This window comes from Chitinophagales bacterium (assembly GCA_013816805.1).
Classification (GTDB): domain Bacteria; phylum Bacteroidota; class Bacteroidia; order Chitinophagales; family UBA10324; genus MGR-bin340.
In genome coordinates this window covers 17851-34146 of sequence record JACDDS010000017.1, presented here as the reverse complement: position 1 = coordinate 34146, position 16296 = coordinate 17851, and the positions used below count along the sequence as shown (strand labels likewise).

Here is a 16296-nt window from a genome sequence, read left to right as displayed (position 1 = left end):
CTTCAAAATTTACTGATGAAGTGATCCATGAAAAAATATGCTCATAATAAGTATCTCTTGATTGGGGCTCTTTACTTATGGCCTGTTTTTTCTTTTGCTCAACCAGCACCGCCGGGAGCTTTTAAGGATGCGGTTTATCCGGAGATAATTAAAGCGATCAACATTCCATACGGTTCTAATTTTTAACTGGCAAACAAATCTGCAGGAGACACTATTTCTTGATATATATAAACCGAGTGCATCAGTTAATTACCTGCGACCCGTGCTGATATATGCTCATGGAACGGGAAGCGATAAGTGCTGCGACAAGGCAATTACCTTTGGTAATTATTTTGCTCAGCGGGGGTATCTTGTAGCTTCGATAAACTACAGGCTCGGCGTTGAAAATCCCACCACCCCCGCCGATAACTACGAAGAGGGATACGAAGCTACACAGGATGCAAAAGCCGCAATAAGATTCTTTAAAGCACATGGAGCCGATTACTGCGCCGACACTTCGGCTATATTTATGATCGGCACTTCTGCTGGAGCCTTGATTGCGCTGACTTGTGCCTATTGGGAACAGGAAGAAATCAATCCTTTTGTTGATGAGCAAAAGCTGGGGCCTCTGGATCAAAGCAGCGGCAATACCGGGTTTGGATCTGGTGTAAGGAGCATCATCGGTTGCTGGGGCGGAATCGTAGATACTTCCTGGCTAAAAAATGAAACTACTCCTCACTACCTTTTTCATGGAACGAACGACACCATTGTTCCCTACTTCCGGCTACGGACCCTCAGGAATCTATTTGTTCGGAAGCTTCGATATTCACGACGCTGCGCTTCGATATAATATGGAGTCGCATCTCCATCCTTTTCCCGGCATCGGCCATGGGATCTTGCCGCAATCACCGCAGATGGATACACTGCTTGAATTATCCAACGGTTTTCTTTTTGATCATTTACCCGAAGGCATAGGCAATGTAGCCTGCGCCACTGCGGTTCCTCCTCTCTCAAATTACCCACTAAACCTGCTCGTTATGCCCTTCTTTTACTACCGGTTCATTTGAAGTGATAAATAATGGTGAAAATGAAATCTTCAATGGAATTATGACGATAACCGGGATGAACGGAAAAATACTGTATGAAGAAAATTTAAATAATGCCACAAGGCCAATCCCGGAATTTTTCTCTCAATAATCTGCCTTCCGGAATGTGCCTGCTGCAATTCACCAGTTCCACAATTAACGTCGTTCGAAAAATTTTAGTGAATGGAAGTTACTGATTTGGATAGCTATACTTGCAATTTATTCGCAGGAAGAATGTGAACAAAGTACAATTTAATTAATATGTTTAAATATTTCCATTACTATGAAAGTATTTGCCTTAATTATAATCTGCGCTTTACTACCTTTCATTTGCACCGGACAAAAAAGTTTTAAATATCCGTATTATAAAAATTCAGCAGGCCTTGAACTGGGTACATTTGTGCCTTATTTATCAGAGGTAATCAGTAACCTGAAAGAGAAAAAAAGTTTTAGCAATAATATAATTCGCAATAGCGGCCTGGCATTTGAGTTTGATTCCAGAATAAAAAACAAGTTTTATTTTGAAGCTGGATTTATTCCTTATTGGTCCGGATCACCTAACCATAAATCATGGGGTGTAAAGGTATTCGCCGGAGGAAAGCTAAAATTTAAATTGTTTAAAAATGCCTATTTCAATCCATCATTCAATGGTTTTCTAAAATATTCTTCTGGCGTAGAAATCAATCGTGCCCCGGATAAACTTTTATACATTGGCGCAGGACCCTCAATAGGATTTGAATATTTTCTTTCTAAAAGAATTTCTCTAACTGCAAATCTTTTTGGCATTGCCTACGGGTTTCCGGTATATCAATCGAACAAGATTAGTAGTATACGTAAATTTGGAAGTTTCGATGTTTACCGGTTTTTGGGAATTGGAATACACTACAATTTTAATTGAGGAAGATAGGGTGAAGTAAAATATTTTTAATAAGGTGGTACAAAAACATCTTTAAATGCGCTTAATTTTTTTAATGCGGCTTTATTCACTTTGATTTTTAAAATGTTCTGTATTTAAAAACTATGCCTCACGCTATATAGTTTCACTTGTCTCCGATTATTGCACTTTTTCTTTTCTGAACAGAGTTCAAAGAATCCAATTCAGATTTTATGTTATGAATTACTCGGGTAACCGTATCATTTTCAAATACTACGACCTGCCTTTTACCATAGTACCACCAGTCAACACCAGTGTCCATGTTTCGCTTTAGCTTCGGTTCACCGATTTTTTCAATAACGGTATGGCTACTATATCCTCTTTTAATAGGCGCTACATCGTAGGTATTGCATGAAAAAAATAGAAACAAAGACATGATGACAACAAACAATTTATCCATATGTAATTACTTTTAATACGCAATAGAATTTCAAAGGAACTCTTACGTGAATAATAGGTGAAGTTAATATAGATTCTTCTTCAGCCCATTTAACGTAACCACTTTCTGATATATAAGCAAGCAATAAAATAACTGAATGTAATTAAAAGGCGTACCGGATTTTACAATACGGCATTTCGGAATGCACCATATCTATAAGTGCCTCCACCAACTCTTTTTTCAAACCTCTTTTATACCGCGCGTTTCTGCCTCCTGTCTGGCTGTATTTAACCTCCTGCAACTCCGGCTTCCAAAGCACCTCTTCTGCTTTGGGATGCCATCCCAAATTCACATCATGCAACTGCTCATTATGTGTAAGGAAAATAATTTCACAGACCAGCTGGCTTTTACTTTTCTCGTTAAGCTTGTCGTTTACTTCCTCAAATAATGTCATGTAATCTTCAATCCATCCCTCATAAAAAATTACAGGCGAAAAATTAACATTCACCTCATATCCTGCATCCACAAAATCATTGATTACATCAATCCGCTCACTAATAAAAGTGGTGCGCACGTCAACCAGCTTCGACATTTTATGCGGCATCAGGCTGAACCTGATCCTGGTCTTTAATTGTGGGTCGTATGCAAGCATCTCACGGTTCACAAATTTTGTGGCAAAGGTGAGCTTTGCATTGGGTATCTCTTGAAAAAGGTTCATCATATCTTTCACGTTGGCACAAATTGCTGCATCCACAGAGCAGTCGCTAACAGGCCATGGTACAGCCATTCGATTGTGAGGGTGCTACAAAATGAGAGCTGCGGGTGTTAGGCCTGGCAGTAAGTGATTTTTTTATACCAAGAATCAGAACATCCCGCTTGATCTTCGTCCAGTCATCTGCAGAACCCTCATTGCCATGCAGCTCAGGAATGTTCCAGTGCGAAGGAACCTCCACAATAGCTGCATGGGGATATTTGCTTAAAATTTCCAAGCCGCGTGGGTAATTCCTGATCGCGGGCTCCAGGTAAATTACCTTAATATCGATAAGTGAGTCTACCGTTCTATGGTGCATCATAAGCTTCCGACGAGTTAAAAACCGTATTGCTAAGAATACTTAGTATATACGCTCAAATAACACTTAAGAAAGGCTACCTGTTCAATGCACATTATAAAAAAAAGAGGTGCCATTCACTTTTCTGATTGAGAAATTCTATTCAAGCCTATTGTAATTGACAGAGCGAGATGGTGAATAAAAACTGAGTAATCATCATTCCATCCACCAGGAACAAGTAGTAATAATCAGACCGGCGCGGCAAGGCGCGCTCGACTATAATGTAAGTAAAACAAATTGATGCGGCCATTGCGATAGCCAGGCCACGGGAATGGTGCAGCACCACGTAATGAATGGCTGTGATACCAATAAATACAACAGCACTTATTCTATAAAGAACCCTGGTTCCTTTACTACCAAGAAGCACGGGTATCGTTTTTAAATGGTCCTTAACATCGAAGTGAACATCCCGCGCATCAAAGCATAATGCCAGTATAAAGATAAATACCATCCTTTCAGCCACTACCAGCCATACTTCCTGATTGCGGAGAGAAATGCCCGCGTTAAGTGCAGGCAGCAGCGTGGTAGCAATCGCCCAAACGCCGGTGATCATAAAGATCTTAAACATCCACAGATTCCTGATCTGGTTGAAACGGTGCTTATACCTAACCAATGGCAATTCATATAACAAGGAAAATGCGCCAAGCGGAAAAAGAAGAAGCAAAATTGAAGGCACAATATGAAAAACAAATATCCCAACCCCGCCTGCGCCGATTATGGCAAGCATCAGCAATACAAACTGGTTGCGCGCAGACCATCCTGTGATGATGCCGTAATCCTCTGATTTAATTCGCCCAACCCCCATCAGCCGGTGAAAATTGTACAGAAATAAGGTGGCAAAAAAGACCACTCCGGCAAGCCCGTCCAGTTTTATTTTTAATCCGAATAATACATACGTTTCAAGCAGCATCGAAAGGGTGCACAGCGAAATGATGATGCTCCCGAAGAGGAAGGGATTGGCTATACGGCGGAGAATCTCACTGAAGTTTTTATTCACGCAGTAATGGAGGTTTTTTCAGTGTTTCCTGACCGTGCAATTACTTACACTATCCCTGGGTTTTCGCTTTCATGTTTTCTGAATTCTAAAACTGTTGTCGTGCTTACAGTGGAATGTTTCCATGTTTTTTATTCGGAAGCTTTGCCACCTTATTTTCGAGCATTGAAAATGCTTTCATAAGCCTTATCCGTGTTTCATCGGGACGGATCACTTCATCAATAAATCCCCTGCCGGCTGCACCGTAGGGATGCGCAAATTTCGCAGCATACTCGTCTACTTTTTCTTTCAGCTTCTGCTCTTTATTTTCTGCTGCATTGATCTCCTTCCTGAAAATAATTTCAGCAGCTCCTTTAGAACCCATCACTGCTATTTCAGCAACCGGCCACGCATAGTTTAAATCTGCACCAATGTGCTTTGAGTTCATTACATCATAAGCACCACCATATGCTTTTCTGGTAATCACGGTAACACGCGGTACGGTTGCTTCACAAAACGCATAAAGTAATTTTGCACCATTGGTGATAATCCCGTTCCACTCCTGGTCAGTTCCAGGCATGAATCCCGGTACATCTTCAAGCACCAGCAACGGTACGTTAAACGCATCGCAAAAACGAACAAACCGCGCTCCCTTCACCGAGGCATTGATATCCAACACACCTGCAAGCACAGCAGGCTGATTCGCAACTATGCCAATGCTTCTGCCTGCTAATCGTGCGAAGCCTACAACGATGTTTTCTGCAAAGTTCTTATGCACTTCAAGAAAAGAACCCGCATCTGCTATTAGCGTGATCACTTCCTTAATATCGTAAGGCTGGCTGGGCAGCTCCGGAATTATGGTATTCAATAAAAGCCGTGATTCATCAGCTGCTTCATAAGCATAGACGGGAGCAATATCCTCGCAATTTTGCGGTATGTAAGAAAGCAGCTTTTTTATATTCTGAATGCAATCCAGCTCATTCGTACAGGCGAAATGAGTAACACCGGATTTTGTTGCATGGGTAAGCGCACCACCTAATTCTTCAGAGGTCACCTCTTCGTGTGTCACTGTTTTCACTACGTTAGGTCCGGTAACAAACATGTACGAGGTATTCTCCACCATTAAAACAAAATCGGTAATGGCCGGTGAGTAAACTGCCCCACCGGCACAAGGCCCCATAATGGCTGATATCTGCGGCACCACCCCTGATGCAAGTGTGTTCCTGTAAAAAATATCGGCATAGCCCCCGAGGGAAACAACCCCTTCCTGTATCCTTGCACCACCGCTGTCGTTTAACCCTATTACCGGAACTCCATTCTTCATGGCCATGTCCAGCAGGCGCACAATCTTTTCCGCATGTGTCTCCGAGAGTGATCCTCCGAAGACGGTGAAATCCTGCGAATAAACATAGACCATCCTTCCGTCTATAGTTCCATAACCGGTAACTACTCCATCTCCTAAATAGACCTCTTTTTGCATTCCGAAATCATGAGACCGGTGCGTAACGAACATCCCTATCTCTTCAAATGATCCCTCATCCAGCAGCAGGTGCAGGCGCTCCCGCGCAGTCAGCTTCCCTTTTTTATGCTGTTCCTCAATTCGCTTCTGACCACCGCCTTCCAAAGCACTTGATTTCTTTTCTTCTAATTGCTGCAGTTTTGTTTTCATAATGGTATCTGGCCTGAGCTGTTACTGCTGTAAGTAATTTAATTTAGTTTCTTCCAGAAATAACGTAAAGAAATATCTTTTCATGAAAAGTTTCTTCCCCTTATTTTTGACCCGCTAAACTAATACCTCTTATGTCGCAACAATTTATTGCTGAACAGTTTGAAGCTGCCCTTATTCAACTAAAATATGAGATCAGCAGCTATACGCATCGCGGTAATATCTGGCAAATCCACCGTGACATAAAAAATTCAGCCGGCACTTTGTGTCTTCACCTGCTGGGCAATCTGAACCATTTTATCGGCGCAGGCCTCGGAAATACCGGTTATACAAGGAACCGAGATCTCGAATTTTCGGAGCGAGACATGCATACTTCAAAAATGATGAAAGATATTGATGAAGCTACTTACCGTGTTAAAGTTATTATTAGCGGTTTGAGCGATGAGCAGATGAAAACGGAATATCCGCTGAAAGACGGAAGGCCTGGAAATACTACCGAAGAGCGTTTATTCCATTTGATTGCCCACCTCAATTATCATATTGGTCAAATCGACTATCACCGTAGATTGATCGAGCCGCCTACAAGCTTTCCGGATGGAGTGGAGAAGCTGGAGAATAGAAATTTACTGCCGTAATACTTAATGGTTGCATGGAAGCCTTTCAATGCTCAGCCAATTAAAAAAAATTATCCTGTTATGGGGCGGAAAGGATGTTTAATTGCAACCTGAATTAATACTGTTAGCATTTCACATATTCAGAGCAACAGGGATATACTCGTATTTTGTTCTTGGGAAGTTTTTTTTAATAAAATAATTCGGAATCAGTAAGGCGACACTTACTGCCGTTAATCCGATGCCACTGTAAAAAATTGCATCCTCTGCGCTGCTGCGCTGGTTATCTTTTGAGCTGGCGGTAAACGCTATTGCTGCCAGTCCGATCACAGCCCCAATAGCCGCTGCCACTCCAAGAGCGTTTCCCGGATTAAATTTAAAATTCGTGATGCTGCTGATTGCGTAGTTTTTATAATCGAGTGAAATGGAATCTTTAGAGATTGCACGCACCTTACCCGATATCAGCACACCGTTGTTAAGGTTCGCAACAATCTTAGCATTGCGATATACATGGTACGCTTTACCTCCGTTTACCGGCGCAAGCGTGATTACATATTGCACCGGCCGCAAAAGAGCTGGTGCATTTGTCTCATGGGTCTGAGCCCTGACGGCAAAATTTTCGAAAGAAGAAAAAAGAAGAAAAAAAATAAGTGTTAATAGAGGAGGTGTATCAATATTTCGCAAAAAAAATGGCATTAGTGAATTAACGTTTAGTGTATTCCGATTACAAAGTTAACCGAAACATTCAGAGGGAATAGACTGCCACATTCTTATTTTTGCAAAGTAATTGTTGCCTATATCAACCATGCTTAAGAAAAAGAAACTGGTAATACTCACCGGTGCAGGCATTAGTGCAGAAAGCGGAATACAGACCTTTCGTGATTCCGATGGCTTATGGGAACAGCACCGTATTGAAGATGTGGCAACTCCATTTGCCTTTCAGAAGAACCCGCAGCTGGTGCTGAATTTTTATAATGAACGGCGGAAAAAAGTACGCACCGCTCAGCCTAATGCCGGCCATAAAACGCTGGCAGAGCTGGAGAAATATTTTGATGTAACCATCATTACCCAAAACATAGACGACCTGCATGAGCGGGCAGGGTCCAGCCATATCATCCACTTGCACGGAGAAATTTTTAAATCGAGGAGCTGTAATAATCCGTCTTTAATTTATGATTGCCCCGATACAATTAACCTGGGAGATCTGGCAGAAGATGGCAGCCAGCTCCGGCCCCATATCGTCTGGTTTTATGAGGATGTTCCTCAAATGGAAGCAGCAATCGGTGAAACACAGCGAGCGGAAATTCTAATGATAATCGGAACCTCACTCCAGGTTTATCCTGCTGCCGGCCTTGCCATGTATGCACCTTATGATGCTTTAAAATTTTTGGTTGATCCGCACATCCCGGAGGTAAGTCACATACCGAACCTGGAAATTGTAAATGCGAATGCCACCATTGGTGTTCCGGAACTGGCAGAAAGATTAATCAATGAATATGGAGGAGATAGTACTTAAATTTCTGACGGAATAAATAATACCATTTTCAAAAATTAAAATCTTATAACATCTAAAATTAATTTTAATGTCTGAAGAGAATCCCTGGAAAATTAACGGCACCAATGAATATTACGATAATCCCTGGGTAAATGTGTCGGAGCATCAGGTCACTAACCCTATTGGAAAACCAGGGATCTACAGCGTGATTCATTTTAAGAACCTCGCCATTGGTGTATTGCCTCTGGATGAGCACTACAACACCTGGATAGTAGGTCAGTTTCGTCTTCCGGTAAAAGAATACAGCTGGGAGGTTCCGGAAGGCGGAGGCCCCCATGGAATCGAGCCACTGGAATCGGCGAAGCGGGAACTGTCGGAAGAGTGCGGAATAAGTGCAGCCCGCTGGATGAAAATTGCAGAGTGTCATCTTTCCAATTCAGGTACTGATGAGAAAGGGATTCTGTTCGCCGCTAAAGAATTAAGCTTCCACCAATCCGAGCCAGAAGAAACTGAGGTGCTCCAGGTGAAAAAAATTCCTTTCCACGACCTGTACCAGAAAGTGATGCGCGATGAAATTAAGGATGCCCTCACCATCATAACCGTGCTAAAAGCAAAGCTATTGATCGATCAGGGAATACTGTAAAACCATTCGATTTTATTTTATAAGAGCCAGCTTTAAAACAGACTGTTTGGTGCCCGTATTTATTTGAACTAAATAACTTCCTCCGCTGAGGTTTTCGGTATTTAAGGGAATGGAATGATCCCCCATAAGAAGGTGATGTCTTTCTGAAGAAATCATATTTCCAGGCAAATCAAAAATGGTAACTGTAAAGTCATCCCGGGTTTTATTCCTGATTATAAGGCTGGATGCTGAAGTGGCAGGATTGGGAAACAATGAGGCAACAAATTCTTCCTCAGAACCAGGAGCCAGGTTGCTTTGCATTCTGAAAGGAATAGTGCTGCCGGAAAGGCTAAGCGTATAACATTGGTTTGCACTATAGCTGAAAGAGTCAATTGGTATTACCGCCACGTAATAGCGTTCGCCCACAATTACGTTGTTAAACAGGATGGTATCTTCTGTTAATCCTGCATTCGTGGAATAGCCAACTTCCTCCTCATTAACATTATATAAATACAGATCATAGTTGGCAGACAGGCCAGATAATATCACCTTTAAATAAGGAGTGGGTGGAACAATGGCGAAATAATCCACATCATTGCTTTGTTGTATTAATGCGTGAATGGTGACCGTATTCTTTACCGGGTTAAAGGGGAGGTTCGGTGCCTTGCCATAATTGTCATTCGGCTCAAACGGATCCTCATCGCCCCCGCAGGCATCCGTAAACTTAACCACATAAACATCCATCTGATCCGGCCTTAAGATGGAAGTGCCGTCCGTCGAGATACTGTCCTCGCTGTTCGTACAGGAAGCAATGTAAATATTCCCGGCAGGATCAATATCCAGTGTGCCTTCATAGTATGCATTGTTATAAGGAGTCTCATCAATTGCGCCACCATAAAAAGAAGAATAGATAAGTTGAGATCCCTCCCAGTTAATCTTTGCAAAAAAATTGTCTGACTTTCCATTGAGCACCTTTTGATAAGCATCCTCTGTAACAGGATTATTTCCGCTCCGCGTCATTCCTTCTATATATATTGGAGCTCCTGCCGGGGCCACCTTTATGGAGCGCACAATATCATTCCCCCTGCCTCCGAAGTAGCTCGCCCATATTCTTTGACCTGTAGAATCGAATTTCACCACAAAACCATCATCATCAGGGGTCGGATGAACAGTCTTAAAGGATCCCTGCGAGGCTAAGTCAAAGCATATCGTGTCTTTGCATACATTATTGGTGTAACCCACATTATATACATTACCTCCCTCATCTGCACAAATCCCCCGTCCATGCTCCACGGTGCTACCTCCATAGTAGGTGAACCATGCTACTTTACCTGTCGAAGTCCAGCTGCAAATAAAGGCATCAAGGCCGCCCGATTTACTCTTGTCCCATGCTCCCCAGGTTGCAAGATTTTTGGACGAACCTTCAATCGTGCCGGACTGATAGACATGTCCGAAAGGATCTACGCAAACATTATGGCCCCTGTCGCGGCCGCTGCTGCCATAATAAGATCCCCAGATCCGTTCCGTAAGGGCATTATTGAATTTCATCATTATTATATCACCATCCAGGGTATCAGGATCCAGAAAATCACCGTACGTCGAATCCTCTACGTCTCCCAATACAATACCCGTATCGCTTTCCGTATAGCCACTGGCATATATATCGCCGGCAGCATCACAGGCAATGCCCAGAATTTCATCGTTCCCCGGACCGCCTAAGTAAGTGCTCATCTTTAAAGTCCCTTTATCTGCTGTAAACTTTGCTAAAAAACCATCCAGGCTTTTTTTTGTGTATTTACACTGTATGGTACACTTTCCGGCATAGCTGGCAATCCCGGTATCGCTTTTAGTTTTTCCTCCAATAACAACTTGCTGGTTCGGATCTACCAATACTCCATAGGCAACATCATCTCCCCTGCCCCCGTAATAAGTAGCCCATTTCAATTTACCATTTGAATTATACCGTGCTAAGAAGATGTCGTCTTCATTATCATAATGGGTATCAAATGCATTGCTTGTTGCAATCTTCGAGCTCGATTTCGTGCGGCCGGTGATATAGCTGTTTCCGGAAGAATCTACTGCTATTTCGTCGGGAAGATCCAGAGATCGTCCACCATAATACGTACCCCATGATATAACGGGGTCAATAATCAGTGTTTTATCCAAACCCGTTTTTAACGCTCCAAAGGAGATACTGTTATTCTTAACGATGAATGATATGGCTCTTTTCGAAGTGCCGTCGTCAAAAAATGCTACCGGCTTTGTTTCATTGATAAATCCAAGAGCGGTAACTGCATGCAGTGAACCATCGGGGTTCACAGATATCCCGGCAGCTCCGTAATAGCTGAGCTGTATGTTACCACTTTTCCCGCCAGGATGAATATACCACTCATACTGGGGTACTCTTTTTCCGCTTTGGTCTTCGGTAAATGAAAATACTAAATCAATGTCTTTATATACATTTTTATAGGTAACCTTATTGAATACCGGTACCTCCGTTTGAGGGTTTGCTGAAGTATAAAAATTCAGGAAGAAATTTTCCGGATCACTTCCAGTAACATCGATATTTTTTTTGCAGTTCACAAAGCCGATATCTATGCGGTTAACTAAAGACCGTTCTCTTATTTCTATGGCCGCACCGGCATCGTCTTCATCCAAATTTGCATTATCAATGCCTGACTCATTTTTGTTTGCCCCCGATGATACCTGGCTCCATTGCTCGTAACTAAAGCCGTTCTTCCGCAGCACCAGCTTAAAATCATAGGTACTGAACAGGTACAGGACATCTGCCCTGCTTTGGTAATACTGATCTGCTACCTGGCCCCTGTTTTCAACAAAGCCGGTATTGGGGTCCCGATTTTTTAAATCAGCAGCTTTTGAATGGAGTCCAATAAAAAAAGCCGCCGCCAGGATTAATTTGTATTTATTTTTCATAAGGCGTAAAAATTGAATACCGTAAAATTATTATCAATGAAAAACTATCGTTTCATTGTTATGCAGATCAGGTCATATGCTGAAGCTTTACGAAATTAGAAAAAATTAAAACTGTAATTATTAATAAATAACATATCCGATGGAAGGATTTCTCATAAAATAAAATGTTGTTAATGTGCCTGGGGATATTGCAATTCCACCTGGAATTTTGCATCCAGCACCCCTAATTGCTTCGCGGCAGAAGAAGAAAGCTTAATAAGAATGTTATGATTTTCAGAAGTGGCCGGAAGCTTACCAATCACCTTCACGGATACCGTCCTGTTATTCATCAGGTTTTTCACAGTTATTTCGCTCCCAATAGGTGCGGTCGGGTGCAGCGCATACAACCCCCCGTTATCATCCACACTCCGTATCCACAGGGCAGCCCCTTTTTGCGTAACCATTGGTCTGGCAGGATCCGAAGATTCGTTCTTAGGGACATCACCTTCTTCGTCTTCAACTTTTGATTCCGTTTCAGCAGCAACGTCATTCATCTTTTTCAATGCCTCATTCTTAAATCCGACAATCAGCTGCTGGCCTTCTTGCACCGTTTCATCAGCAAGGTCATTCCATTGCCTCAGGGTTGCAACGTTGGTATTATTGCGTTTCGCAATTGAATAAAGTGTTTCCTTTTTTTGTACGGTATATACAATGGCATCCTGAAGCATCTTCTCCCGTTCCTTATCCTTTCTCCTGTCTTTTCTCGATATAAAAGGAACATTAATGGTTTCGCCAATAGATACTGCCTTATTCTTAATGGCAGGATTGATGGCAAGAAGCTCATCTACGGTAGTATGGTAACTGCGTGAAATGCCGTAGACGGTTTCGCCCTGAACCACAACATGAGAATCGTATGGCGTTTTATGCTTGTTTTTACCGATGCCCAGAAATTGCGCCTGCACGGAAGAGCAGAGCATCAGCAGGCAGGCTGCTGAAAGTAACCGAAGCTTCATTTTTTTAGACAATGATAATTTTTATCAACCTTTGTAAATATAAATTTAAGTGGAAGAGATCATGAGTTCAAAGATCAAACCAAAGTTATTTACCACACTTTCACTCCTGGTTTCATTATCTTTTAATCTTCCGATGATAACTGTGGCAGCACCTCCTGCACCACAGGAAAAGGTATATGTCTTTGAAATCAACCAGGGCATCTTTCCACCGGCGTGGCGCATGGTAAAGCGCGCGCTCGATGAGTCAGAAAAGCAACACTGCAATTATGTAGTCGTCAAATTAAACACCTACGGAGGCCAGCTGGATATCGCAGATTCTATCCGGGTGCGTCTTTTACATGCGAAGCCTGTAGTGCTGGTCTGGATACAGAACAATGCCGCTTCTGCAGGCGCACTGATAGCCATATCCTGCGACAGCATTTACATGCGGCGTGATGCCAAGATCGGGGCAGCTTCTGTGGTGAATGAATCAGGGGAAGTGATGCCTGATAAGTACCAGTCTTATATGCGCGGCATCATGCGCTCTACCGCGGAGCAGACAGGCCGTGACCCCAGGATTGCTGAAGGCATGGTAACGCCTAACAACTATCTGAAAGATATTGCAGATACCGGCCGAATCATCACACTCACCGCACATGAGGCAGAAAAATATGGCTATTGCGATGGCATCGCGGAATCCACGGAGGAAGTGCTGAAGCAGGCTCACGTAGCCTCGTATTCCATAATAGAATACGATACCACATGGCTCGATTATTTTATATCATTCCTGCTCAATCCTTTCGTGAACGGCATCTTACTCATGCTGATACTGGGTGGTATCTATTTTGAGTTCCAGCATCCGGGAGCCGGCTTCCCGATACTTGCAGCCATCACCGCAGCGCTGCTCTATTTCGGCCCATTGTATTTAGACGGCCTTGCCGAACATTGGGAAATCCTGATTTTTGTGGTTGGTGTTATTTTTCTTGCCGTCGAAATTTTTGTGGTGCCCACTATTGGCGCACTGGCTGGAATAGGCATCGTCTGCATCGTCTCCGGCCTTACGCTGGCACTGGTCAGGAATGAGAACTTTGATTTCTCACTCACTAATACGCACGATGTGTTGCTTGCCCTGGTACGGGTACTACTGCCGCTCGCCACGGCATTCTTTTTATTCCTTGCTTTCGGGCGGAATATTTTCAAAAGCCGGATGCTCAAAGGGTTTGTGCTTACTCAGACACAGGAATCCACCTCCAGCTACCATGAGTCACACTCCAGCCATCGGTTAAATTCTTTCATCCATAAAACAGGTATTGCAATCACCACGCTGCGTCCCTCCGGACAAATTGAAATAGATAACGAGCGCTTCGACGCCATGGCAGACAGCGGCCTCATCGAAAGAGGAGAACAGGTAACAGTAATTGAGGTAAGTGGAAATATACTGGTTGTGCGAAAAGCAAAAACGATCTCTTAGCCTTCCTGACACCCTCACCCTGAACTTATCCCGCAACCCCTTTTGTCCCCTAAAGGGGAAAATCCACGCTCAACTAGAACAGTGCGGAGCGATTCTCCCTTTAGACAGTCAGAGGGTAGCGGAGAAGCGGCTTTAATCATGCCCCGCAACCCCTTTTGTCCCCTAAAGGGGAAAAACCACGCTCAAAAAAAACTTCAAAACAATGCCGAGCGGTCCTCCCTTTAGGCCTGTCCCGCCAACTCGGGAGAGTCAGAGAGTAGCAAAGCAAACAGTCCCCCATTCGTCACCCTGAACTTGATTCAGGGTCTAAAGTATTTTGAGAGATGCTGAAATGAATTCAGCATGACGGAAAGTAAATAAGGCTCGTCAACGGGTATTTTCCTGCTTCACTTATATGCCCCGCAACCCCTTCATTTCCTAAAGGGGAAACTCCACGCTCAAAAAAACTCGGAACAGTGGGGAGCGGTTCTCCCTTTAGGGAATCAGAGGGTAGCGGAGCAAATAGCCCTCCATTCCTCAAACCGTCACCCTGAACTTGATTCAGGGTCTATAATAATGATGAGAGATGCTGAAATGAATTCAGCATGACGAAATAAAGTAAGGCGATGCAGTAAATGCGACTCAACCTTTAAATTGGCCTTCGGAAAAAAAAGCATATGCAATGAACTGAGCGATAGCAAAGGAAAAATGTGCTACATCAAAGCGCCGCAAACCAACAGCACCAGCACTTCAATAAAAGCTTTCATTTTTCCGAATGAGGATGGGCAGCGCTTATTTTTCCGGCAGCCTTGATCTTTTGTTTCTTTTGGATCAAGCCAAAAGAAATAAAGTGAGTTTGATAAGATACTGAAATGAATTCAGCATGACGGAAAGTAAATAAGGCTCGTCAACGGTAATTTTCTGCTTCACTTAATATAGCACCGCAACCCCTTCATCCCCTAAAGGGGAAACTCCACGCGCAAAACAACTCGAACAGTGGGGAGCGGTTCTCCCTTTAGGGAGTCAGAGGGTAGGGGAAGCACCATGCGATCCGTGCTGCGCAAACTTTTAACTGGCCTTCGGAAAAAGAAGCATATGCATTGAATTGCGCGATCGCAGAGGAAAAATGTGTTACATCAAAGCGCCGCAAACCAATAGCACCAGAGCTTTAATAAAAGCTTTCATTTTCTGGGAAGCGCTTCGTTTTCCGGAAGCCTTGACCACTAATAAATCGAGATGTTTCTTTTGGATCAAGCCAAAAGAAATAAAGTGAGTTTGATAAGATGCTGAAATGAATTCAGCATGATGAAATAAAATAGGGCCCGGCGATACGTAATGCTCAAACTTTTAACTGGCCTTCGGAAAATGAAGCATATGCATTGAATTGCGCGATAGCAAAGGAAAAATGTGCTACATCAAAGATGTGCAAAACCAACAATCTATAGTTTTTATTAGAAGCTTTCATTTTTCCGAATGAGGATGGGCAGCGCTTATTTTTCCGGCAGCCTTGATCTTTTGTTTCTTTTGGATCAAGCCAAAAGAAATAAAGTGAGTTTGATAAGATACTGAAATGAATTCAGCATGACGGAAAGTAAATAAGGCTCGTCAACGGTAATTTTATGCTTCACTTAATATAGCACCGCAACCCCTTAGTCCCCTAAAGGGGAACTTCCACGCTCAAAAAAACTCGAACAGTGGGGAGTGGTTCTCCCTTTAGGGAGTTAGAGGGTAGGGGGAAGCAGCCATGCGATCCCTGCTGCTCAAACTTTTAATTGGCCTTCGGAAAAAGAAGCATATGAAATGAATTGCGCGATAGCAAAGGAAAAATGTGCTACCTCAAAGCGCCGCAAACCAATAGCACCAGAGCTTTAATAAAAGCTTTCATTTTCTGGGAAGCGCTTCGTTTTCCGGAAGCCTTGACCACTAATAAATCGAGATGTTTCTTTTGGATCAAGCCAAAAGAAATTAAGTGAGAGGGTGCGGAGACCGTTAAACAAACTTCATATAATTAAAAAAACTCACCATATCTTTGATGAATAATAATCCTCCTAATATTATTGAAACTGGGTAATAGTAAGAATATCGCTA

13 protein-coding genes and 1 pseudogene are annotated in these 16296 nt (G+C 42.9%); 7 read left to right on the top strand and 7 right to left on the bottom strand.

Annotated elements, in window-relative coordinates; all coding sequences use genetic code 11:
* The first annotated feature begins 178 nt into the window (after positions 1–178).
* From H0W62_13285 to H0W62_13275, 3 genes are all read left to right on the top strand, one after another.
* On the top strand, positions 179–829 hold the full coding sequence (locus tag H0W62_13285; GenBank protein ID MBA3649501.1) for an alpha/beta hydrolase: 651 nt from the start codon (positions 179–181) through the stop codon (positions 827–829).
* A 1-nt stretch (position 830) separates the two neighbouring features.
* Positions 831–1046 carry a hypothetical protein gene (locus H0W62_13280; protein ID MBA3649500.1) on the top strand — a complete coding sequence of 72 codons (216 nt, stop codon included), beginning with the start codon at positions 831–833 and terminating at the stop codon, positions 1044–1046.
* Between the two features lie 301 nt (positions 1047–1347).
* Positions 1348–1962, top strand: coding sequence for a hypothetical protein (locus H0W62_13275; protein MBA3649499.1), 615 nt, complete (start codon positions 1348–1350; stop codon positions 1960–1962).
* A gap of 142 nt (positions 1963–2104) precedes the next feature.
* Here the strand turns inward: H0W62_13275 and H0W62_13270 are convergent, their stop codons facing one another.
* The 4 genes and pseudogenes from H0W62_13270 to H0W62_13255 form a co-directional block, all read right to left on the bottom strand.
* Entirely contained in the window at positions 2105–2398 is a 294-nt protein-coding gene (locus H0W62_13270; protein ID MBA3649498.1) for a hypothetical protein, read from the bottom strand.
* 142 nt (positions 2399–2540) lie between these two features.
* A pseudogene (locus H0W62_13265) lies at positions 2541–3447 on the bottom strand (spore photoproduct lyase family protein).
* A 148-nt stretch (positions 3448–3595) separates the two neighbouring features.
* The gene (locus H0W62_13260; protein ID MBA3649497.1) at positions 3596–4483 is read right to left on the bottom strand and encodes a hypothetical protein; all 888 of its coding nucleotides are present in this window, start codon (positions 4481–4483) and stop codon (positions 3596–3598) included.
* A gap of 103 nt (positions 4484–4586) precedes the next feature.
* The gene (locus H0W62_13255) at positions 4587–6128 is read right to left on the bottom strand and encodes an acyl-CoA carboxylase subunit beta (GenBank protein MBA3649496.1); all 1542 of its coding nucleotides are present in this window, start codon (positions 6126–6128) and stop codon (positions 4587–4589) included.
* A gap of 131 nt (positions 6129–6259) precedes the next feature.
* Here H0W62_13255 and H0W62_13250 point away from each other — a divergent pair, with 131 nt between their 5' ends.
* On the top strand, positions 6260–6760 hold the full coding sequence (locus H0W62_13250) for a DUF1572 family protein (protein ID MBA3649495.1): 501 nt from the start codon (positions 6260–6262) through the stop codon (positions 6758–6760).
* A 111-nt stretch (positions 6761–6871) separates the two neighbouring features.
* Here H0W62_13250 and H0W62_13245 read toward each other — a convergent pair whose 3' ends face one another.
* Positions 6872–7432 (bottom strand): hypothetical protein, encoded by a 561-nt coding sequence (locus H0W62_13245; GenBank protein ID MBA3649494.1) that lies wholly within the window; start codon positions 7430–7432, stop codon positions 6872–6874.
* Between the two features lie 109 nt (positions 7433–7541).
* Here H0W62_13245 and H0W62_13240 point away from each other — a divergent pair, with 109 nt between their 5' ends.
* Together H0W62_13240 and H0W62_13235 are read left to right on the top strand one after the other, a co-directional pair.
* Positions 7542–8252, top strand: a complete 711-nt coding sequence (locus H0W62_13240; GenBank protein ID MBA3649493.1) for an NAD-dependent deacylase — start codon at positions 7542–7544, stop codon at positions 8250–8252.
* A 67-nt stretch (positions 8253–8319) separates the two neighbouring features.
* Positions 8320–8874: an NUDIX hydrolase gene (locus H0W62_13235; protein ID MBA3649492.1), complete on the top strand. Its 555-nt coding sequence runs from the start codon at positions 8320–8322 to the stop codon at positions 8872–8874.
* 12 nt (positions 8875–8886) lie between these two features.
* Here H0W62_13235 and H0W62_13230 read toward each other — a convergent pair whose 3' ends face one another.
* Positions 8887–11787, bottom strand: coding sequence for an SBBP repeat-containing protein (locus H0W62_13230; protein MBA3649491.1), 2901 nt, complete (start codon positions 11785–11787; stop codon positions 8887–8889).
* A gap of 170 nt (positions 11788–11957) precedes the next feature.
* On the bottom strand, positions 11958–12779 hold the full coding sequence (locus H0W62_13225; protein ID MBA3649490.1) for a LysM peptidoglycan-binding domain-containing protein: 822 nt from the start codon (positions 12777–12779) through the stop codon (positions 11958–11960).
* 61 nt (positions 12780–12840) lie between these two features.
* Between H0W62_13225 and H0W62_13220 the strand changes: the two genes are divergently transcribed.
* Positions 12841–14229: a nodulation protein NfeD gene (locus H0W62_13220; GenBank protein MBA3649489.1), complete on the top strand. Its 1389-nt coding sequence runs from the start codon at positions 12841–12843 to the stop codon at positions 14227–14229.
* Positions 14230–16296: the final 2067 nt, after the last annotated feature.